Source organism: Streptomyces sp. ICBB 8177 (assembly GCF_003144095.1).
In the GTDB taxonomy this organism is placed as follows: Bacteria; Actinomycetota; Actinomycetes; order Streptomycetales; family Streptomycetaceae; genus Streptantibioticus_D.
On the sequence record NZ_NSKH01000018.1, the window covers coordinates 2,295,081 to 2,317,311 of the forward strand.

Here is a 22,231-nt window from a genome sequence, read left to right on the forward strand (position 1 = left end):
GAGCTGCGGGGATGCCCCGGAACGAGGCGTGCTCGACGCCGACGACGGCGGGGTGACCTGGGTGAGGGACTCGGTCTGCGGTCGCCCATCGTGGTCCGGCCTGGTGTACCGGCCCGATGAGGCTTCGGGGATCGCCCGTTCGTCGATTTTGCCACACGCCGCCGTACGGTCACGGGGTGAGTTGCGTCGCTTCCCGGGGCGGGCCCTGGAAGCCCCGCCACGCCACGGCTACGTTCATGGTCATGTTCGCCGCCTACGCCGCATCGATCGACCGCGACCAGCCGCTCAACGGCCTCGAACTGGGGGAACGCCCCGACCCCGAGGTCCGGCCCGGCTGGACCACCGTCACCGTGAAAGCCGCCTCCATCAACCACCACGACCTGTGGTCGCTGCGCGGGGTGGGGCTCGGCGAGGAGAGCCTGCCGATGATCCTCGGCTGCGACGCGGCCGGGCTCGACGAGGACGGCAACGAGGTCGTCGTCCACTCGGTCATCGGCCAGAGCGGCCACGGCGTCGGCCCCCGCGAGCCGCGCTCCATCCTGACCGAGCGCTACCAGGGCACCTTCGCCGAACGCGTAGCGGTGCCCGCCTGGAACGTCCTGCCCAAGCCGAAGGAACTGTCCTTCGCCGAGGCCGCCTGCCTGCCCACCGCCTGGCTGACCGCGTACCGCATGCTCTTCACGAACGCGAACGTGCGCCCCGGCGACTCGGTGCTGGTGCAGGGCGCGGGCGGCGGCGTGGCGACCGCGGCGATCGTGCTGGCCCGGGCGGCCGGCCTGCGGGTCTACGCGACCAGCCGCGACGAGGCCAAGCGGGCGCGCGCGGTGGAACTGGGCGCGCTGGAGGCGTACGAGCCGGGCGCGCGGCTGCCGCAGCGCGTCGACGCGGTCATCGAGACGGTGGGCGCGGCCACCTGGTCGCACTCGGTCAAGTCCCTGCGGCCCGGCGGCACCCTCGTCATCTCCGGTGCCACCAGCGGCCCGAGCCCCAAGGCGGCCGAGCTGAACCGGATCTTCTTCCTGGAGCTGAAGGTGGTCGGCTCGACCATGGGCACCAAGGACGAGCTGGAGGGCCTGCTCCACTTCTGCGCCACGACGGGCGTGCGGCCGGTGATCGACTCCGTGCTGCCGCTGGACCGGGCGCGCGAGGGCTTCGAGAGGATGGACCGCGGCGACCTGTTCGGCAAGGTCGTCCTCACCGTCTGAGAACCGCGCGCGGCGCGGCCGACCCCCGTGCGGCCGCGCCCGACGCGCGCGGTGCCCTCAGCCCTTGTCGTGCAGCAGCCGGGCGATGTGCGCGGCGGCCGTGGACAGATGGCGGCGTGCCTCGCGCAACTGCTCGGCGGTGACGCCGTGGTCGCGGGCCGCGTCGCGCACGTCGTCGCGGAAGCGGTCGAGCAGCCGCTCCAGGTCCCGGCGCGGGTCGGCGGACGGCTCGCCGGTCTCGGCGGCCCACTCCGGCCGCGGCCCCGGCTCGTCGGCGCGCTCCACGGTGACCTCGGTCCCGGACTCCCCGGCGGTCCCGCCCGCGCCGGCGTCCTGCGGCGGGCGGCCGAAGCGGCTCATCTCCCGGGTGAACTCCGCCAGTCCCTCGCGCATGGCGCTCTGCAGGTCACCGCGGCGGGCGTGGTCGCGCACCTCGTCCTGCACCTTGCGCACGATCCGCTGCATCTCCTCGACCGCCCGGGACTGCGCCTCCTTCGCCTGCTGCCGCGCGGTGCGGGCCTCCTCCTTGGCGCGGCGGCTCTCCTCCTTCGCGCGGCGCGCCTGGTCCTTCCACTCCTGCTTCCAGAAGCGGAACTCGTCGGGGCCCGCGTCCTCCACGCGGGTGCCGCCGCGCGCCTGCCGGGTCGCCTCGCGCAACTCCCGGCGCAGATCGCCCGCCACGCCCCGCGCGTCGTCGCGGATCTCGGCGGCCAGCTCCGAGACCGAGTCCCGGATCTCCTGCTCCAGGTCCACCAACTCGCCCTGCCGGGACGCCAGTTCTGCGCGGCCGGCGTCCGTGAGGGAGTAGACCTTGCGGCCCCCCTCGGTGGCATGGGTGACCAGGCCCTCCTTCTCCAGCTTGGCCAGCCGCGGGTAGACGGTGCCGGCCGAGGGCGCGTACAGGCCCTGGAATCGCTCCTCCAGCAGCCGGATCACCTCGTAGCCGTGGCGCGGCGCCTCGTCCAGCAGCTTGAGCAGGTACAGGCGCAGGCGTCCGTGCGCGAAGACGGGGGCCATGTCAGACGTCCTTCCGCAACGAGAGGGGTTCCTCGGTCTCCCGTGGCGGCCTGCGCAGCAGCGCGATGGCGCCCGAGACGGTGGTCGCCTTCAACCGCGCGTCGCCCTTGCCCACCCGGCCGGAGATGCGCTTGGCCCCCCACTGCCCGGTGACCCGCAGCTCCTCGAACGCGCAGGTGACCGCGCCGCTGGCGGTGTTGGCGTCCACCCGCGCGTCGCCCGGGTCGGGCAGCCGGATGGCGATCTCGCCGGAGACGGTGTTCAGGTGGACGTCGCCGCCGCCCGCCGGGTCCAGGTCGAGCGCCATGTCCCCGCTGACGGAGTCCGCCTTGATCCGCGCCCCCGTGCCCTCGACGACGGTGAGGCCGCCGGAGACGGTGCTGAACTTCAGGTCTCCGGAGAGCGCCTGGGCCTCCAGCGATCCGGAGACGGTGCTCGCGTCCACCGGGCCGCTCACTCCTACGAGGGTGGTGTCGCCGTTGACGCCGCGCACCGCCGTGCGGCCGCTGACGCCGGTGACCACGGCCTCGGCGGAGACCACGCCGACCTCGACCCGCGTCGCGGACGGGACGGTCAGCGAGACCACGGCGTGCCGCTTCCAGCCCTTGCGGTCGAGCCAGCCCAGCAGGCCCTTCCAGGGCAGGTCCTCGTACGCGATGGTCAGCTCGGAACCGTCCCGGGTGACGATCAGCGGCGGCCCGTCGACCTCGGAGACCTCCAGGCACGCACCGGGCTCCTCGGTGCCGACGACGTTGACCGTGCCGCCGACGATCCGCACGTGGAGATCGGTGACCGGCCCGTCGAAGGGGATCTTCTGCCGTTCCGACACGGTCCAACTCTGCGCTGACATCCAGGCCTCCCGCCGGCGACTGCTACAGCGACGCAACATATCGCGTCGTCGCTCCTCACGATATATCGCGTATCGCGCAAGTCAAGACGTCGCGTCGGGGGTCGTGGCCGCTCCTATTCGTCGTCGTCCTCGTCGTCCAGCCGGGCCAGCCAGGTGGCCAGCCGCTCCACGGGGATCTCGAACTCGGGATTGAGGTCGACGAACTCGCGCAGCCGCTCCGAAAGCCACTCGAACGTGACCTCCTCCTCGCCGCGCCGGCTCTCCAGCTCCTCGATGCCGCGATCGGTGAAGTACAAGGGGTGCTCCGCAGGTGAAGGGGGATGTTGGGGCCAGGATAGGCTGGCGCGGAGGGCGTATGCGGGGGTGGCCTGCGGCTTCACGGGGGAGTGGGGAGCGGAGCACTTCGCGAGGGGCCACTCCTGCGCCGCTGCGCGGCTTGAGGGGGGTCTCGGCGCTGCGCGCCTCAGTGTGGCCGTTCGCTGTGCTGCGGGCGGGGGACCGCCATCGTCGCCATTCCAGTCGCAGGGCCACGTTTGCGCCGCTGGGCGGCTTGAGGGGGCGCAATGGGGAGGGACCCGTCGCCGCGCGCCGAGCGAGGGCGTCCGCTGCGCGAACGGTCGGGCCGTGCGGGGCAGCGAGGACCCAGGTCCCGGGGACGCTTGTCACCCCGTTGTCTGTGACAAGGGCTTCGTCAACTGGGCTTGCCCAAAGAGCTTGTCGACGGCAAGGGGGTGACCAGCGTTCTCCGGACCATGGGCGACTCCGGCTGGTCCGTGCCGGTCGCGCAGCGGACGGCCCCCTATGGGCGCGCAGCCCCAGGGCCCCTCCCGTTCCGCCCCGTCAAGCCGCGCAGCGGCGCAGACGTGGCCCTCGGCGAGGGGGTGCGCAGGACCCGCGGGTCGTCGGCGACCCGGCGTGAGGGGGAACCTCTCGCGCCCCCGGGCCGCCGCGGGCTAGCCTGATCTTGCGTCAACTTTGCTTACGGGGTCCGTGGGTTGGAGGGCGGTGCCGATGGGGGAGCTCGCGCGGCTGATCGAATTGCCGGACGGCACGCAGGTGTGGGCCCGCATGTCGCCGGTTCCGCTGCCGGACGCCGACGGCGTGGAGGACGACTACGGCGACTACGAGGACGTCGGCGCGCTCGACGGCGCGATCGCCCGGGTACGCAACCTGCGCGCGCTGATCACCGGGGTCGCCGCCTCGGTGCGGGACGCGGCGGCGCAGGCCGCGCCCGACGAGGTCAGCGTGGAGTTCGGGGTGGAGTTCGCGGTCAAGTCCGGCGCGATCGTCAGCGTGCTGGCGGACGGCGAGGCGACCAGCGGCCTGAAGGTCACCCTGACCTGGAAGGACCGCTTCCGCGAGCCCGCCCCCGTACCGGCACAGCAGCAACAACCGCAACCGCCGCCGCCCATGCCGACGGTGCCGCCCGCGCCCGGGGGCGGCGATGCCTGACGGGGCCCGCGGGTGAGCCCGCCGTCCGAGGCCGAGAGCAGACTGCGCGAACTGGCCCGGGAGGTGTCCGTCGCCATCCAGGCCGCCCCGTACGACACCGCGCCGTTCTGGGGCAGCGGACTGCTCGTCGCGCCCGAGTGGGTGCTGACGTGCGCGCACGTGCTGGTGCGCAAGGACAGTCTGGGCCGCAAGCGCTGGGCGGGCGACCACGAGGTCGGGGTGCGGATCGGCGAGCGCACGGTCCCGGGCCGGGCGGTCTACGCGTTACCCGACCCGGACACGATGACGGCGGGACGGGAGTTCGGCGACGAGCGGGAGTACGAACTCGCCCCCGACCTCGCCCTGATCAGGCTCACCCAGCCGGTCCGGCACGGCTGCGTGTGGCTGAGCGACCGCGCGGTGCCGCCGGTCAGCGCCCGGGTCGCGGCGCTCGGCTGGCGCAGGCCGGGCGGTGAGCTGGAGCCGTGGGACGGCACCTGCACCGTCCCCGGCAACGACTCGCTGCACGTCTTCCGGCTCGGCCCCGACTCCGAGATCCCGGCCGGCGTCTCCGGGAGCCTGGTGGTCGACCTCGCGCACGGCAGGGTCGTCGGCGTGGTCAAGGCCCGCCGCCGCACCCGCGACGGCGGCAAGGCGGTGCTGCTGACGGCGCTGCGCGCGCTGACCGAGTCCCAACCGCTCGCCCCCGCCCTGGCGTTGGGCGCCGACCCGTACCAGGAGCTGGTGCGCGCCCACGACCGCTGGCACTACGAACGCCAGCAGCCCCGTGCCTCGGCCCGCGCGACCTGGATCGACGTGCAGGGGCAGTTGTCCGACGTGATCGGCGAGTGGACGCCGTTCGACCGCGCCCGCGCCCTCGGGCTGCTGGCCGAACTGCCGCCGCCCAGCAGCGCCGGTGTCGTACAGCGCCTGGTGGAGCGGGTGCTGGGGCCCGGCACCGTGCACGATCCGCTGCCGGTCGCCTGGCGGGACGGTCACGGGCTGCTGTACGAGCCGGACGACGGCAAGCAACTGCTGGCGTTCGTCACCTATCTGATGCTGGTCGCCGACGAGGTGCGGTCGCAGGACGCCGAAGGCGCCGAGCGGGTGCGGGAGTTCGCGATGAGCCGGGCGATATCGCTGCCCGCGCCGGACCGCCAGCGGCTGGTGGAGCTGGAACGCGCCGATCCCGAGCGGGACGGCGGGGGACGGCCCGCCTCGGTGCTGGTGGCGCTGGCGCCGGTGGTGTGGGAGGAGAACCTGCCGGTGCGCTTCCGCTGGGAGATCCAGTTGGTGCGCTCGGCCGAGGACCGGCAGATCACCACGGTCTGCGACGAGCGCGACGGCGTGGAGTTCGACGAGGCCGTCGCACAGGTCCAGGAACCGCTGGCGCTCGCCCTGGACCGTGCCGACCGCTCCGGCCACCCGGCCACCGTGGAGATCGCGCTGCCCGTGCACCACTTCGACACCGCCGCCCATCTGTGGGTGCCCGGTGGCGGGCTGCGCGACCGCCCGCACCGCCCGGCCCGGCCGATGGGCGCCCGCCGGCCGGTGGTGATGCGCGACGTGGAACGCGTCCCGCCCACCCCGGAGTGGCGCGAGCGGTGGGCGGGGCTCAGCAGGCGCGGCGGGCTGACCCCGTTGCCGCTCCAGGCGCTCGACCGCACGCCCGGATACGGCAAGTTGCGCAACGCGCCGCCGGAGTCGGTGCCCGTGCTGTGCGGGCCGGCCGGGCAGGGCGACGGCCTGAGCATCATGATGGACGTGCTCGACGCGGGCCACGGCGTCGCGCTGTGGCGTGGCGCGCCGCACCCGCGCGCCGAGTGCGGCCCCGACTGCGTCGCCTTCCGGCACGTGGCCGACGCGCTGCTCGCCGGGGTCGCCGACGCGGCCGGACTCCCGGAGGCGGTACGGGCGTTGCGCGCCCAGGCGCACGATCTGCGCCAGGGCGCGCCGGACGGGCGGCCGTCGTGCGCCGAGCAGTTGGTGCTGCTCTACGACGACGCCGACGCGCCGTTGCCCGATCTCGGCGTGGGGTACGGGGCTCACGCGTGAGGCGCTCCCACCCGCGTCCGGAAACCACCGTTGGAACCGCCCTGGCTGGGTACTGTCATAAGGGGGGGGTTCCGCGTGCGGTCTCCCCTTGTGTGCGTGACGGACACGTACGAGCGCGCGAGAGCGGGCGGCATGCGTGACCGCGGCGGCAGTGCCCTCGAAACCCGGGCCCCGGCCCGTCCCGCGACGAGGAGCGCGATGTGAACGAATGGCTGATCTACCGAGGCACCGGCCAGCCCCACGAGGGGATAGACCGTCTGCCCGCCCCGCCGCCGTGGCGCAATTTCGACGGTCACCCGGTGGTGAGCGCGCCGGCGCCGATCGACACCGCGTCCACCCGCAGGCTCGGCCTCCAGCAGGACCTGGCCGAGCAGTACCGGCCGCGCCCGACCGAACTGGAGCTGGTGAACGCCGCGTTGTACCTGCGCAGACCGCTGCTGGTCACCGGGGAGCCGGGCTGCGGCAAGAGCACCCTCGCCCACGCCGTCGCGCACGAGCTGGGCCTGGGCCGGGTGCTGCGCTGGCCGATCGTCAGCCGCACCGTGCTGCGCGACGGCCTCTACCAGTACGACGCCCTGGCGCGCCTGCAGGACCTCCAGCTGGCCCGTACCGCGCAGCCGGAGCAGTGCATCGGCCCCGGCTCGCAGGAGACCTCGCCCGGCGACGGCATCGGCCGCTACATCCGGCTCGGCCCGCTGGGCACCGCGCTGCTGCCCGCCGCCCGCCCCCGGGTCCTGCTCGTCGACGAACTCGACAAGAGCGACATCGACCTGCCCAACGACCTGCTCAACGCCCTGGAGGAGGGGGAGTTCGCCATACCGGAGCTGGAGCGCATCGCCGACCGCCACCCCGAGGTCGAGGTGCAGGACGACGACGGCGGCCGGGTCACCGTGCGCGGCGGGCGGATCCGCTGCCGGGCCTTCCCGTTCGTCGTGCTGACCAGCAACGGTGAACGCGACTTCCCGGCACCGCTGTTGAGGCGCTGCATCCACCTGCGGCTCGACACCCCGGACGAGGACCGGCTCGCGGCGATGGTCCGCGCCCACTTCGGGCCCGAGGCCGCCGAGCGCAACCGCGCCATCATCCAGCAGTTCCTGGACCGCAGGCCCGGCGAGCAGCGCTCCGCCGACCAGTTGCTCAACGCCATCTACCTCACCCAGCAGGCCGGGGAGGAGGACGTCGGCACGCGTGAACGCCTGGCCGACGAACTCATGCAGCCCCTCAACCGGGTGAGGTGAGCGGAGGTGACCCCCGGCTCGGACCTGTTCGCGCAGCTCGTGGCGAGGCTGCGCCGGGCGGGGATCGCCACCGACGCCGAGGGGCTCGCGGACGCGCTGTGGTTGTCGGATCAGATGGCCTCGGGTGACCCCGGTGATGCCACGCAGGGACAGGATTCGGCCACAATCGGTGACGAGTCGCCCGGTGAGGCGAGCGGTGCCGGGGCGGACGAGCCGGCGCCGCGCGGGCGTGAGGAGCCGGCGGACGGCGAGGGCGACGACGACGGCGGTGCCGACGACGGCGAGACCGGGCCGACGGTGCCGATACACGCCGTGCGCGAGACCGAGCCGATCACGCTGGACGAGGCCCTGCAGATCCGGGTGCCGGTCGCCAACGCCTTCCCCCAACTCCTCCCGCTGGAGCGGGCGTTGCGGCCCCTGCAACGCTACCGGCCGCACGCCCGGGCACGGCGCGGCAGCGAGCTTGACGAGATGGCGACCGCGGAGACCAGCGCCAGGAGCGGCCACATACTGCCGGTCTTCCGCGAGGTCAGGCGGCGTGACGCACGGCTGCTGCTGGTCATGGACGACTCGCCGTCGATGGTGGTCTGGGACCAGATGCTGGAGGAACTGCGGCTGGTCTGCGAGCAGGTCGGCGCGTTCCGCGACGTCGCCGTGCACTACCTGCGCCCCCGCCCGGACGGCGAGCCGGGCGTGGCGGCGGGACGCGGCGGCGACGAGGCGCTGTCCCCGGCCGACCGGCTGCGCGACCCGACGGGGCGCACCGTGACGCTGCTGCTCAGCGACTGCTCGGGGTTGCTGTGGGGGCGCGGCGCCGCGCAGCGGCTGCTGCACCGGTGGGCGCGTACCGGCCCGGTCGCGGTGCTCCAGCCGCTGCCCCAGCGGATGTGGCCTCGCACCCTGCTGCCCGCCGAGCCCGGCGTGCTGCGCGGGACGTCCGGCGCGGGCGGGCGCCTGGAGTTCCTGCCCCGCAGGCGCCGGACGCGGGAACGCGCGCCGGGAGCGCTCGCGGTGCCCGTGCTGTCACCGACCCGGGGCGCGCTGGGCGCCTGGGCGCACGCGGTCTCCGGCACCACCCGCTTCACCCTCGACGCCGCCGCGGCCTGGGTCCACGACCGGCACGCCGGAGCCGAACCGCCGCCGCGCCGCGAGCGCACCGCGGAACAGCTCGTGCAGGACTTCCAGGCGGTCTCCTCGCCCGCCGCCCAGCACCTGTCGGTGTACCTGTCGGCGGCGCCGCTCGCGTACCCGGTGATGCAGTTGGTGCAGCGCGCGATGATGCCGCAGACCGGTCCCATCGAGATGGCCGAGGTGCTGCTCAGCGGGCTGCTGCTGCGGCAGGAGGACACCCCGGCGGAGACCCTGCGCCGCGAGGGCGGGCCGTGGTACGACTTCGCGCCGGGCGTCGAGGAGGTGCTGCTGCGCAGGCTGGGCCTGGGCGAGGCGACACTGGTGCTCAAGCACTGCTCGCTGTACGTGGAGCGGGTGTTCGGCCGCCGGGCGCGCAACTTCCCCGCGATGGTGGTCGGTTACCTCTCCGGCGAGGGCGGGCCGCCCGACCCGGGGGAGAGCGGCGGAGTGCCGGTGCCCCGGCCGTTCGCCGAGGTGCCGCAGAAGGTGCTGCGCCGCTTCCAGCCCGGCGGCGTGGGACCGGCCGTGCTCGACGCGTACGGGCAGGACCCGGCGGCGGTGGCGGTGCCGTCGGGCGGGGTGCCGTTCGGCCATCAGGGGCGGGTGGTGGAGACGGCCCGCGAGCGGCTGGCGAGGTTCCACGAGCGGCGCACCATCCGCGACCTGTGGGAGGCCATCCGCTTGCTGCGCACCGCTCCCGACGACGAACGGCAGCCCGCCAGGACCGTGCCGCTGCGCACGCTGCTGGCCGAGTGCCTGCTGAGCCTGTGGGAGGCGCGGCAGGGCGACGACGCGCCGGCCGAGGCGGAGCGCACCGCGCGCTCGGCCGCCGAACTAGCGGACCGCGCCGCCGTGCCGGACGCCGTGGCGGGCCGGGCGCACCTGGTGCTGGGGCGGGTGCTGCGGGTCGTCGCGGGCCAGTCGCCGCCGCACTCCGCGGGCGCCGCGCGTGCGCTCGCCGAGGCCGACGCGGCCCTGACCCGCGCGGAACACCTGCTGCTGGGCGCGCCGGACGACCTGCTCGCGGCGCGGATGTGCCTGGTGGACGTGGCGAGGGAGCGCTACGCCCTCACCGGTGACCGCCATCTGCTGTACGGCGCCCAGGCGTTGCTTGACGTCGTCCTGGAGTCGTGGCCGCCGGACGGGCCGATGCCGCGCGGCCCGCTGTCGGTGCGCGGCGCGCTGCTGTCGGCGCTGGCCGAGGACGCGACGCAGCGGGACGCCACCGACGAGGCGCGGGCGTTCGCCCTCCAGTCGGTGGCGGACTTCGAGACCGTTGCGGACGCCGACGCGGCGAGCGGGCGACCCGGCGCCGGCGCCACGAGCGGTCAGCCGCCGGAGCGCGCCTCGCGGGTCGCCACGCTGCTCGACCTGGCCGCCGCCCGCGCCATGGCGGCCGCCGACCTGGGCGCCCCGGAGGTCGTGGAGGACCTGGAGCGGGCGTTGCGGTGCGCGGGCGACGACGCCGATCTGCGGCTGGAGTGCCTGCGCCGCCTCGGCCTCGCGCACGCCGCCCGCTACGCCCGCACCGCCCGGGTCACCGAACTCGCCGAGGCGGACGACGCGTTGGCCGCCGCCCAGCGCCTGGTGGCCACCGACGACCCGGCCCGCGCCGACCTGCTGGTGGACCGCGGCAGGGTGCTGGTGGAGTGGGCGGGCCGGGGCGGCGGCCTCGCGGTGGCCACCGACGCGGTACGGGTGCTGCGCGAGGCGCTGGCGCAGACGCCGGAGAGCCATCCGCTGCTGGCCGAGCGGCGGTTGCTGTTCGGCCGGGCGCTGCGCCGCCGGAACGAGGCGGGCGGCGCGCTGACCGACCTGCACGAGGCCGAGTGGATACTGGCCCGCGCCGCGCGGGCCGCCGAGGACCCGGCCCGCGCCGATCCGGCGACCGCGGCCGAGGCGTGGCTGGAGCGCGGCGACGTGCTGCTCGGGCTCGCCTCCGACGCCCCGGAGCGGCTGGACGCCGCAGCCGAGTCGTACCACCGCGCGGCCGGGCGGGCGGCGTCGGCGGGCGACCAACTGCTCGGCGCGCGCGCCCACCACTGCCGGGGAACGGTCCTGGAGCGGACGGCGGGCCCGGCGCGCGCCCTGGAGTCGTACCGCGCGGCCTGGGCGCTGTGGCAGCACGCCGGGGCGGCCAGGGGACCGCAGGCCCGCTCCACGCTGGAGCGCATGCGGGCGCTGGGCGACACCGTGTGACGAGGGCGACGTGGCGGCCGGACCGACGACCGGGTGACCGGACGACCGGGTGACGGGACGACCGGGGGGCGGGGGACACTGTGACTGCGCGACACCGCGTGCGAGGTTTCCCGGCGGCCGCCACGGGGGTATCCCGGTCCGGTCGGCTCGGCGGGCAGTGCCTCGACGGGCAGTGAGGAGTACGGCGTGATGAACCATGCGGTCGGCGCCGCGCCGGGCGGTGCCGGGGCGACGCTTCCCGAACCCGGCCCAGGGCTCGTGCCCGCCCCCGGTCGCGAGGCGCTCCCCGACTTCACCGGGGTCGACCTCGACGACCTGCTGCCGCGCGTCAGCCATCCGGCGCTGGCCGCCGTGCTGCCCGGGCTCGCGGCCCGCGGCCGACGGCCGGGTGAGGCCGCCGCGTACCACGAGGACGCTCCGGACATGCGCGCGTTGGACTGAACGACCGTGCTGACGGCTGCGGCCCCGCGTTCCGCCAGGAGCCGGTCCAGCGCTGGCCGAATTCGGTAGGCTTTGAGTCAACGATCAGGCTGAACTGGTCAGTTGTGGTCACGAAGCGTTTTTCCGCCGTGCCGCGCGGCGATGCCCGGCATGGGACCACCCGCAGGGGCCCGCCCCCGAATGGGACCACCCGCAGGGGGACGCCCGCCGGACAGGAGGTGACGCCGTGCCCGCAACCGTGCCCCTCGTTCCCTTCGCGCCCCGCGCGCCCTTCCGGCAGTTCGTGCTCAAGGTGCGGGGTCGCTGCAACCTCAGCTGCACCTACTGCTGCCTCTACCACGGCCGCGACACCGGCTGGCGGGACCGCCCGGCGCGGGTCAGCGAGGCCACCATGGCGCGCACCGCGCAGCGCGTCGCCGAACACGCCCGCGCCCACGACCTGCGGGAGCTGCGCATCGACCTGCACGGCGGCGAACCCCTGATGGCCGGCCCCGGCGAGGTGCTCGACTACACCGCCGCGATACGGGAGGCGGTCGGCCGGGACCGGGTGGTGCACGCCGCCGTGCAGACCAACGGCACGCTGCTCACCCGCTCCGGCCTGGACCGGCTCACGCGGGCGGGCATCGGCGTCGGGCTCAGCCTGGACGGCGGCACCGCCGCCCTCAACCGCAACCGCGTCGACCACGCCGGACGCCCCTCCTGGCCCGCCGCCTCCCGCGCCGCCCGGCTGCTGGCCGACCACCCCGAGGCGTACGCGGGACTGCTGTGCGCGGTCGACGTGAGCGCCGACCCGGCCGAGGTCTACCGCTCACTGCTCGCGCTGCGCCCGCCGCGGCTCGACCTGCTGCTGCCGCACGCCAACTGGTCCAGCCCGCCGCCGCGCCCCGAGGGCCGCCCGCGCTCGGCCACCCCGTACGGCGACTGGCTCGCCGCCGTCTTCGACCTGTGGTGGAACCGCGGCGCCGACGAGCCGCCGCATCCGCGGGTGCGGCTGTTCACCGAGATCGTCGGCCTGCTGCTGGGGGTGCCGAGCGCCACCGAGTCGGTGGGTCTGTCCCCCACCGTCGCCGTGGTCGTGGAGACCGACGGCTCGATCGCCCAGATCGACTCGCTCAAACTCGCCTACGACCGCGCCACCGTCACCGGGCTCGACGTCCACCACCACAGCTTCGACGAGGCGCTGGCGCACCCCGGCATCGCCGCCCGCCAGCGCGGCGCGGCCGCGCTCGCCGCCGTCTGCCGGGGCTGCCCGGTGGTGCGGGTGTGCGGCGGCGGCAACTACGCCCACCGCTACCGCGAGGGCTCCGGATTCACCCACCCGTCCGTGTACTGCGCCGACCTCGAACGGCTGATCCGGCACATCGCCGCCGCCCTGGCGTCCGCGCTGCCCCGCGGCACCGCTCGCGCGACGGTGAACTCCGCGCACGGACAGGTCATCTGACGTGGCGTCGGCCGATCGCCCGGCGCTTCGGCTATCGTGCGAGGACCACCTGTGAAAACCGTCGGAACCCCGTTGGAACCCGAGCGGCCCCCGGGCCCGCGGCCGGCGAGGTGAGGGGAGAGTCCCATGGCTCAGCGGACGCCGGACGCGCAGGAAGCCGACCACTTCACCATCAGCCACGCCGGGTACAACCGGCCCTGGGCGACCTGGATCGCCCACCAGCTCGAACGCCTCGGCCACCAGACCTCGTTGCTGCGCTGGGACCCGCCGCTGAGCGTGCCGCTGACCGACGCTCTGCGCGACCTGCTCGCCGCCCCCGGACGCGTGCTGCTGGTGCTGGACGACTGGTACTTCTCCCTCGGCCCGCGCACCGACACCGAGTGGACCCAGGCCCTGGGCGACGTGGTGCCCGCCGAGGCCGAGCGGTTCGCCGCCGTCAGCGTCGCCACCCGCGCGCTGCCGCCCACCGCCGCCGCGCTGCGCCCGGTCGACCTGCGCGACCTCGACGAGCACGAGGCGCGCCGCCGGATACTGCGCAGGCTCGGCATCGACCCGGCCACCGAGGCCGGCGAACCGGCCGGCGCCGCCGCCCCGCGCTTCCCCAACGACCCGCCCGCCGTGTGGAACGTGCCGCGCCGCAACGTGCGCTTCACCGGCCGCGACGCCGTGCTGGAGGAGATCCACCGGCGCTTCGAGGAAGGCGGCAGGGAAGGCGCCCGGCTCGCGCTGCGCGGCATCTCCGGTGTCGGCAAGAGCCAGATCGCCATCGAGTACGCGCACCGCTTCGGCAACGACTACGACATCGTCTGGTGGGCCAACGCCGGCTACCGCGCCACCGCCCGCGAGCAGTTCGCCGACCTCGCCCCGCGCCTCGACCTGCCCGCGGGCCAGGAACTGGGTGAACGCATCCGCGCCGTGCACGAGGCGCTGCGCACCGGACGCCCGTACCGCCGCTGGCTGATCGTGCTGGACAGCGCCGACGACCTCGGCCAGGTCGAGGACCTCGTTCCCGAGGGCAACGGCCACGTGCTCATCACCACCCTCACCCAGGACTGGGCCGCCGCCGGCAGCGTCACCGAGGTCCAGGTGGAGCCGTTCCGCCGTCCGGAGAGCGTCGCGTACGCCAGGCGCCGCGCGCAGCGGCTCACCGAGCGGGAGGCCGACCAGCTCGCCGAGGCCGTCCAGGACCTGCCGCTGCTGCTCAACCAGACCGCGGCCTGGCTCGCCGCCAACCCCATGCCCGCCAAGGACTACATCGAGCTGATCCGGCGCGGCGAGGCCAACCAGATCGGCATCCGCATCTCGTCGGACTACCCGATGGGATTCCAGACCACCTGGTCGATAACGCTCAACACCCTCCAGGACAAGCACCCCGAGACCGTCGAACTGCTGCACCTGCTCGGGCTGTTCTCCCCGGAGGCCATCCCGGTCCGGCTCATCGAGTCGGCCCGCCCGGACAGCCTGCCCGAGCACCTCGCCGCACTCGCCGCCGATCCCATCCGCTGGCACACCGCGCTGCGCAGGCTCTCGGAGTCCACGGCCGTGCGGATGGACTACGTGGAGGCGCACGAGTCCGAGCCGTTCGTCGACCAGGTCGCCATGCACCGGCTCTACCACGGCTTCCTGCTCTCCACCCTCAGCGAGGACCGCCGCGAGGCGCTGGCCTCGGTCGCCGCCCGGGTGCTCGCCGACGCCGACCCCCGCAACCCCACCGACACCCGCTCCTGGGCCCGCTACGCCGAACTGCTGCCGCACCTGGAGACCGCGGGCGTGCTGTCCGGCGCCGAGCCCGGCAGCCGCGAACTGGTCCTCAACTGCGTGGAGTACCTGCGGGTGCGCGGCGAGGCCCGCACCGGCCTGCGCCTGTGCGAGCAGGCGGTGGCCCGCTGGCGCCCCCGGCTCGCCCCGGACGATCCCGACCTGCTGGTCCTGGTCCACCAGCACGCCAACATGCTGCGCCGCGCCGGGCGTTACCAGGAGGCGCAGGCGATGGGCCGGGCCGTCGTCGAGCAGCTGTCCGCCGAGCGCCCGCCCGACGACCCCGACCTGCTGCGCGCCAAGAACGGCCTGGGCGGCACGCTGGTCGCCCTCGGCGCCTACCAGGAGGCGCACGACATCTTCGCCGACTCGGTCCGCGCCTGGACCGAGATCCTCGGCCCGGAGTCGATGCGCACCATGCAGGACCGCAGCAACCTCGCCAACGTCCTGGCGCTGCTGGGCCGTTACGAGGAATCGCTCGCCGCGCACCGGGAGATCCTGCTGGTGCGCGAGCGGGCGCTGCGCCCGCGCCACCACCGCACCCTGCTGTCCGCGCAGCGCTACGCCTGGACGCTGCGGCTGCTCGGCCGCTACACCGAGGCCACCTCGCGCCAGGAACTCAACGTCCGCGTGCTGCGGCAGGTCATGGACCGCTACACCCCGCAGTCGCTGTTCGCCGAGCACAACCTCGCCCTGTGCCTGCGCCGGGGCGGGGACGTCGCGCAGGCGCACGCCCTGATGTCCGGCGTGGTCGACCGCTGCGTGCAGCGGCAGGGGCCCCGGCACCCGGACACCCTGCTCGTGCAGGCCGACTACGCGACGTTCATCCGGCAGCACGGCGACCTCGACCGGGCCAGGGAGCTGGCCACCACGGTCGCCGAGCGCTACCGCGAACTGACCGGCCCCACCCACCCGTTCACCGTCGGCACCGAGGGCAACGTCGGCCTGGTGCTGCGCGCGTACGGCGAACGGGACGAGGCGCTGGCCGTCGCGGAGCGCGCGCTGCACGGCATGACCGAGGCCGTCGGCCCCGCCCACCCGTGGACGCTGGGCTGCGCGCTCAACGCCTCCGGCGCCCGCAGCCTCGCCGGGGACGAGGAGGGCGCCCTCCAGCTGAGCCGGGAGACCGTGGCGCTGGCCAAGACCTCGCTGGGCGACGCCCACCCGCTCACCCTGTCCTGCCGGGCAGCGCTCGCCGACGACCTGCGCGCGATGCGGCGCACCCAGGAGGCGTCCAAGGTGGAGACCGAGACCCTCCAGCAACTCGGCGAGACCCTCGGCCCGCAGCACCCGCACACCCTGTCGGTGCGCCGCAGGAAGCGCCCGTACTGGGACTTCGAACCGCAGCCCGGCTAGGACGACGAAGGAACGACGAGGGAGGGGCGGGGCCGTCGGCCCCGCCCCTCCCTCACCGACTGCCCGTCAGATCTCGAAGACCTCACGCACCAGCTGCTGCTGCTCCTGCTGGTGGCGCTTGGCCGAGCCCACCGCAGGCGAGGAGGAGGACGGACGCGAGACCCGGCGCAGCCGGTCCGCGTTGTCCGGCGCCGCGCCGAGCACCAGGTCGAGGTGGTCGATCAGGTTGAGCGCGATGAACGGCCACGCACCCTGGTTCGCCGGCTCCTCCTGGGCCCACACGAACTTCTGCGCCTTGGTGAACGGCGCCAGCGCGGCCTGGATCTCCGCGCCGGGCAGCGGGTAGAGCCGCTCGATGCGGATCAGCGCCACGTCGTCCGCCTTGCGGGCCTCCCGCTCCGCCTTCAGGTCGTAGTAGACCTTGCCGGAGCAGAACACCACCTTGCGCACGTCGCCCGCGTTGACCGTGTCGTCGCCGATGACCGGGCGGAAGCCGCCGGAGGTGAACTCCTCCACCTTCGAGGTCGCCGCCTTCAGCCGCAGCATCGACTTCGGGGTGAAGACGATCAGCGGCTTGTGGTGCGGGTTGTGCACCTGCCAGCGCAGCAGGTGGAAGTAGTTCGACGGCAGCGTCGGCATGGCGATCGTCATGTTGTTCTGCGCGCACAGTGTCAGGAAGCGCTCCGGGCGGGCCGAGGAGTGGTCCGGGCCCTGGCCTTCGTAGCCGTGCGGCAGCAGCAGCGTGACACCGGAGGTCTGGCCCCACTTCTGCTCGGACGCCGAGACGTACTCGTCGACGACGCTCTGCGCGCCGTTGACGAAGTCGCCGAACTGCGCCTCCCACAGCACCAGCGCCTCGGGCCGGGCCAGCGAGTAGCCGTACTCGAAGCCCATCGCCGCGTACTCGCTCAGCAGCGAGTCGTAGACGTTGAACCGGGCCTGGTCCTCCGACAGGTACAGCAGCGGGGTGTAGTCCTCGCCGGTGACCCGGTCGACCAGCACCGCGTGCCGCTGGCCGAAGGTGCCGCGGCGGGAGTCCTGGCCCGCCAGGCGCACCGGGGTGCCCTCCATCAGCAGCGAGCCGAACGCCAGCATCTCGCCGGTCGCCCAGTCGATCGTGCCGTCCTCGACGGAGGCGGCGCGGCGCTGCAGCTGCGGCAGCAGCCGGGGGTGGACGGTGACCCGCTCGGGCAGGTTGACCTGCGACTCGGCGATCCGCTTGACGACCTCCTGGGAGATCGCGGTGTCCACGTGGACCGGGAAGTCCGGCAGCGTCTGCGGGTCGGGCGCCTCGGCCGGGGTGGCCTGGGTGGCCTCGCGTACCTCGGTGAAGACCTTCTCCAGCTGGCCCTGGTAGTCCTGAAGGGCCTGCTCGGCCTCCTCCAGGGTGATGTCGCCGCGGCCGATCAGCGACTCGGTGTAGAGCTTGCGCACCGAGCGCTTCTTGTCGATCAGGTCGTACATCAGCGGCTGGGTGAACGAGGGGTTGTCGGCCTCGTTGTGGCCCCGGCGCCGGTAGCAGACCAGGTCGATCACGACGTCCTTGTTGAACGCCTGGCGGAACTCGAACGCCAGCCGCGCGACGCGGACCACGGCCTCCGGGTCGTCGCCGTTGACGTGGAAGATCGGCGCCTCGATCATGCGGGCCACGTCGGTGCAGTACATCGACGAGCGGGAGGCCGCCGGGGCGGCGGTGAAGCCGACCTGGTTGTTGATGACGATGTGCACGGTGCCGCCGGTGCGGTAGCCGCGCAGCTGCGACATGTTGAGGGTCTCGGCCACCACGCCCTGGCCCGCGAAGGCCGCGTCGCCGTGCAGCTGGACCGGCAGCACGGTGAAGTCCGTGCCCGCCTTGCCGATGATGTCCTGCTTGGCCCGTGCGATGCCCTCGACGACCGGGTCGACGGTCTCCAGGTGCGAGGGGTTGGCGGCCAGCGAGACCTTGATCTGCTCGCCGTCCAGGCCGGTGAAGGTGCCGGAGGCGCCCAGGTGGTACTTCACGTCGCCGGAGCCGTGCATCGACTTCGGGTCGAGGTTGCCCTCGAACTCGCGGAAGATCTGCGCGTACGACTTGCCGACGATGTTGGCCAGCACGTTGAGGCGGCCGCGGTGCGCCATGCCGATGACGACCTCGTCCAGCCGCGACTCGGCCGCGGAGTCGATGACCGCGTCCAGCAGCGGGATGACGGACTCGCCGCCCTCGAGCGAGAAGCGCTTCTGGCCGACGTACTTGGTCTGCAGGAACGTCTCGAACGCCTCGGCGGCGTTCAGGCGGCGCAGGATGCGCAGCTGCTCGTCGCGCTCCGGCTTGGTGTGCGGGCGCTCGACGCGGTCCTGGATCCACTTGCGCTGCTTGGGGTCCTGGATGTGCATGTACTCGATGCCGACGGTGCGGCAGTACGAGTCGCGCAGCACGCCGAGGATGTCGCGCAGCTTCATCAGGGACTTGCCCGCGAAGCCGCCGACGGCGAACTCGCGCTCCAGGTCCCACAGGGTCAGGCCGTGCTCGGTGACGTCCAGGTCGGGGTGCTTGCGCTGGCGGTACTCCAGCGGGTCGGTGTCGGCCATGACGTGGCCGCGGACCCGGTAGGAGTGGATCAGCTCGAAGACCCGGGCGGCCTTGGTGACGTCGTCGTCGTGGCCGGCGTCGATGTCCTGGCGCCAGCGCACCGGCTCGTAGGGGATGCGCAGCGACTCGAAGACGTGGTCGTAGAAGTCGCCCTCGCCCAGCAGCAGCTGGTGCATGATGCGCAGGAACTCGCCGGAGGCGGCGCCCTGGATGACCCGGTGGTCGTAGGTGCTGGTGAGCGTCATCACCTTGGAGACGCCCAGCTTGTTCAGGGTGTCCTGGGAGGTGCCCTGGAACTCCGCCGGGTAGTCCATCGAGCCGACGCCGATGATCAGGCCCTGGCCCGGCATCAGCCGCGGCACGGAGTGGACGGTGCCGATGCCGCCGGGGTTGGTCAGCGACGCGGTGACGCCGGTGAAGTCGTCCATCGTCAGCTTGCCGACGCGGGCGCGGCGCACGATGTCCTCGTAGGCCTGCCAGAACTCGAAGAAGTTCAGCGTCTCGGCCTTCTTGATCGCCGCGACGACCAGCTGGCGGTCGCCGTTCGGCTTGACCAGGTCGATGGCGAGACCGAGGTTGACGTGGTCGGGCTTGACCAGGGTGGGCTTGCCGTCCTTCTCCGTGAAGGAGTAGTTCATCGACGGCATCGTCTTGAGCGCCTGCACCATCGCGTAGCCGATGAGGTGGGTGAAGGAGACCTTCCCGCCCCGGGCGCGCTTGAGGTGGTTGTTGATGACGATGCGGTTGTCGAACAGCAGCTTGACCGGGATCGCCCGGACGCTGGTCGCGGTCGGCAGCTCAAGGCTGGCGTTCATGTTCTTGGCGACCGCGGCGGCCGGGCCGCGCAGCGTCACGTACTCCGGGCCGGACTCCGCCTCACCGGTGGGCCGCTCGGCGGCGGGCTTCGCGGGCGCCGCGGGCTTGGCGGCGGCGGGCGCGGGAGCCGGCACGGCGGCGGGCTTGGCCGGGGCCGGCTGCGCGGGAGCGGTCTGCGCCGCGGCGGGCTTGGCCGGGGCGGCCGCGGCGGGGGCCGCGGGCCGCTGCGCCGTCTGCTGTGCGGGGGCAGACGGAGCCGGGGCGGTCGCGGACACCGGGGCCTTCGGCACGGCGGCCGGGGCGGCAGCCGCCTGCGCGGGCTGCGCGGCGGTCGCGGCGCTGTTGTCAGCCCCCGGCTTGTAGTCGGCGAAGAAGTCCCACCAGGCCCGGTCTACCGAGTTCGGATCCTGGAGGTACTGCTGGTAGATCTCATCGACGAGCCACTCGTTCGCTCCGAAACCGGCGACGGGGCTCGCGCCCTGTCCGTCGGGGTCGGTCGAGACACTCGAGGTGTTGGGGGACTGTGACGACACGGCGGCAACCGCCCTCTTCCGCTTCACAAGGTGGTGGACAGCGGAAATAAAGGCTACGCCTACCGGGAGGGTCGGCGCAGGTTACGAGGGGCCGTCGTCGCGTACGTCACACTCTCGGGCGGGTTTGGCGGCGGTCTTTGGCGGGAAATCGGCATCCTTTTGGGCGCCTGCGCGCCGCCGCGGCGGTCACCCAGGCGTGGACGCGGCCTCTGCCTGCCGGATCCCGGTTTCCGGTCGAATCTCCCGTTCGAAGACCTTTCGAGAGCTTACGTCAACTGACTGACGTGCTCTTTCCCGGAAGAGTGAGGTGGATGCGGCAGCCCCGGGTGGATTCGGCCACACGGATCCGGCCACCGTGCAGCTCGACCGCCCAGCGCGCGATGGCCAGGCCGAGGCCGGTGCCGCCGTCGCTGCCCGAGCCGTGCGGGGCCTTGACGCTGCCGCGGCTGAAGCGCTCGAAGACCTTCGACCAGTGCGCCTGCGGGATGCCCGGGCCCTCGTCCAGCACCTCCAGCTCCAGGCTCTGCGGACCGGCGCCCCTGCGCGCCTTCACCGTCACCCGGCCGCTGGGCGGGCTGTGCTTGACCGCGTTGTCGACCAGGTTGGAGACCACCTGGTGCAGCCGCTCGGCGTCCGCGTAGGCGGTCAGGTCCAGCGGGTGGACGTCAAGGTGCAGGTGGACGTCGCCGCGTGAGCGCGAGTGGGACGGCGAGCCCATCGCCACGCCCGGCTTGATGCTCGCCGCCTTCAGCACCCCCGACAGGAACGGCCAGACCTCGAAGCTGCGGGCGTCGAGCGGCACCACACCGCTGTCGAGGCGCGACAGGTCCAGCAGATCGGCGACGAGGCGGCCGAGCCGCTCGGTCTGCTTCAGCGCGGTGCGCATCGTCTCCGGGTCCGCCTCGCTGACGCCGTCCACCACGTTCTCCAGCAGGGCGCGCAGGCCCGAGATGGGGGTGCGCAGCTCGTGCGAGACGTTGGCGACCAGCTCCTTGCGGTGGCGGTCGGCGCTCTCCAGGTCGGCGGCCATGCTGTTGAAGGTGACGGCCAGCTCGCCCAGCTCGTCACGGCGTCCGGTGCGCACCCGGCGGCTGTAGTCGCCCTGCGCCATCGCCCGGGCCACCGCCGTCATCTCGCGCAGCGGCGAGGTCAGCCCGGTGGAGACGAACTGCATCAGCAGCATCGAGGTGATGATCGAGAAGATGGTGATGACCCGCAGCTCGGTCTGCGACCGGATGGCCACCAGCACCAGCAGCGTGGTCAGGAAGACCGAGCTGATCACCAGCAGCCCGAGCGCCGCCTTGATCGACCGGAACGGGTCGATGGGACGCAGCCCTTCCCAGGTCCGCCTCCACAGCCCCGGCCGGTCCTCGTCGTCACGCGAGTCGTCGCGGGAAGTGCGCGCCATCCGGCGCACCGCCTTTCGCCGCCCTTACGGGGCGGGGGTCTCCAGCGCGTACCCCACACCGTGCACGGTGCGGATGCGCTCGGCGCCGATCTTGCGGCGCAGGGCCTTGATGTGGCTGTCGACGGTACGGGTGCCGGAGGCGTCGGCCCAGTCCCACACCTCGGCCAGCAGCTGCTCGCGGGAGAGCACGGCGCGCGGGGTCTGCGCCAGGCAGGCCAGCAGGTCGAACTCGGTCGGCGTCAGGTGCACGTCGTCGCCGCGCACCCGCACCCGCCGCTGGGCGTGGTCGATGGACAGGTCGCCCAGCTGGAGGGTGCCGCCGCGCGGGCTGCGGGCCGCGACCGTGGCCCTCTCCACCCGTCTGAGCAGCACGTGCACCCGGGCCGCCAGCTCCCGCATGGAGAACGGCTTGGTCATGTAGTCGTCCGCGCCGACGCCGAGCCCGACCAGCATGTCGGTCTCGTCGTCCCGCGCGGTCAGCATCAGCACCGGCACCGGCCGCAGCGCCTGCACCCGGCGGCAGACCTCCAGGCCGTCGTAGCCGGGCAGCATGATGTCGAGCACCAGCAGGTCGGGCTGCCAGGCGTGGGCGGTGTCCACGGCGGCCGGTCCGTCGCCCGCGGTGTGCACCGAGAAGCCCTCGGCGCGCAGGCGGGCCGCGATCGCGTCGGCGATCGTCGGGTCGTCCTCGACGACGAGGACACGCCGCTGGGTGGCCGGCGGTGGGGTGCCGGCTCCGGCGTTCGCGGTAGTCGTCTGTGTGTTGTCCATCGGGCCCGCCCC

General features: G+C 73.8%; 14 protein-coding genes. 8 read left to right on the forward strand and 6 right to left on the reverse strand.

All coding sequences use genetic code 11. The features are described from left to right. Nucleotides 1–242 precede the first annotated feature (242 nt). Entirely contained in the window at nucleotides 243–1,205 is a 963-nt protein-coding gene (locus CK485_RS18850; RefSeq protein ID WP_109453255.1) for a zinc-binding dehydrogenase, read from the forward strand. A 57-nt stretch (nucleotides 1,206–1,262) separates the two neighbouring features. On the opposite strand, the gene CK485_RS18855 is transcribed toward CK485_RS18850, so the two are convergent. The 3 genes from CK485_RS18855 to CK485_RS18865 form a co-directional block, all read right to left on the reverse strand. Next, nucleotides 1,263–2,222, reverse strand: coding sequence for a PadR family transcriptional regulator (locus CK485_RS18855; RefSeq protein WP_109452068.1), 960 nt, complete (start codon nucleotides 2,220–2,222; stop codon nucleotides 1,263–1,265). 1 nt (nucleotide 2,223) lies between these two features. Continuing rightward, on the reverse strand, nucleotides 2,224–3,072 hold the full coding sequence (locus CK485_RS18860; RefSeq protein WP_109452070.1) for a DUF4097 family beta strand repeat-containing protein: 849 nt from the start codon (nucleotides 3,070–3,072) through the stop codon (nucleotides 2,224–2,226). A gap of 113 nt (nucleotides 3,073–3,185) precedes the next feature. Continuing rightward, nucleotides 3,186–3,368 (reverse strand): DUF6104 family protein, encoded by a 183-nt coding sequence (locus tag CK485_RS18865; RefSeq protein ID WP_109452072.1) that lies wholly within the window; start codon nucleotides 3,366–3,368, stop codon nucleotides 3,186–3,188. A 715-nt stretch (nucleotides 3,369–4,083) separates the two neighbouring features. Here CK485_RS18865 and CK485_RS18870 point away from each other — a divergent pair. From CK485_RS18870 to fxsT, 7 genes are all read left to right on the forward strand, one after another. Then, nucleotides 4,084–4,524, forward strand: coding sequence for a CU044_2847 family protein (locus tag CK485_RS18870; RefSeq protein WP_199239389.1), 441 nt, complete (start codon nucleotides 4,084–4,086; stop codon nucleotides 4,522–4,524). 12 nt (nucleotides 4,525–4,536) lie between these two features. Continuing rightward, entirely contained in the window at nucleotides 4,537–6,558 is a 2,022-nt protein-coding gene (locus tag CK485_RS18875) for a trypsin-like peptidase domain-containing protein (protein ID WP_109452074.1), read from the forward strand. A gap of 200 nt (nucleotides 6,559–6,758) precedes the next feature. Beyond that, entirely contained in the window at nucleotides 6,759–7,796 is a 1,038-nt protein-coding gene (locus CK485_RS18880; protein ID WP_109452076.1) for a MoxR family ATPase, read from the forward strand. A gap of 6 nt (nucleotides 7,797–7,802) precedes the next feature. After that, complete coding sequence (locus tag CK485_RS18885) at nucleotides 7,803–11,126, forward strand: SAV_2336 N-terminal domain-related protein (RefSeq protein ID WP_109452078.1); 3,324 nt, start codon at nucleotides 7,803–7,805, stop codon at nucleotides 11,124–11,126. Nucleotides 11,127–11,315: 189 nt separating this feature from the next. Further along, nucleotides 11,316–11,567, forward strand: coding sequence for a hypothetical protein (locus CK485_RS18890; protein WP_109452080.1), 252 nt, complete (start codon nucleotides 11,316–11,318; stop codon nucleotides 11,565–11,567). A 226-nt stretch (nucleotides 11,568–11,793) separates the two neighbouring features. Further along, nucleotides 11,794–13,008 (forward strand): FxsB family cyclophane-forming radical SAM/SPASM peptide maturase, encoded by a 1,215-nt coding sequence (locus tag CK485_RS18895; RefSeq protein WP_199239390.1) that lies wholly within the window; start codon nucleotides 11,794–11,796, stop codon nucleotides 13,006–13,008. 126 nt (nucleotides 13,009–13,134) lie between these two features. Then, nucleotides 13,135–16,122, forward strand: a complete 2,988-nt coding sequence (fxsT, locus tag CK485_RS18900) for an FxSxx-COOH system tetratricopeptide repeat protein (RefSeq protein ID WP_109452090.1) — start codon at nucleotides 13,135–13,137, stop codon at nucleotides 16,120–16,122. Nucleotides 16,123–16,188: 66 nt separating this feature from the next. On the opposite strand, the gene CK485_RS18905 is transcribed toward fxsT, so the two are convergent. From CK485_RS18905 to CK485_RS18915, 3 genes are all read right to left on the reverse strand, one after another. Continuing rightward, nucleotides 16,189–20,040, reverse strand: coding sequence for a multifunctional oxoglutarate decarboxylase/oxoglutarate dehydrogenase thiamine pyrophosphate-binding subunit/dihydrolipoyllysine-residue succinyltransferase subunit (locus CK485_RS18905; RefSeq protein WP_109452092.1), 3,852 nt, complete (start codon nucleotides 20,038–20,040; stop codon nucleotides 16,189–16,191). 271 nt (nucleotides 20,041–20,311) lie between these two features. Beyond that, nucleotides 20,312–21,448, reverse strand: coding sequence for an ATP-binding protein (locus CK485_RS18910; RefSeq protein ID WP_109452094.1), 1,137 nt, complete (start codon nucleotides 21,446–21,448; stop codon nucleotides 20,312–20,314). 24 nt (nucleotides 21,449–21,472) lie between these two features. Next, on the reverse strand, nucleotides 21,473–22,219 hold the full coding sequence (locus tag CK485_RS18915; protein ID WP_109452095.1) for a response regulator transcription factor: 747 nt from the start codon (nucleotides 22,217–22,219) through the stop codon (nucleotides 21,473–21,475). Nucleotides 22,220–22,231: the final 12 nt, after the last annotated feature.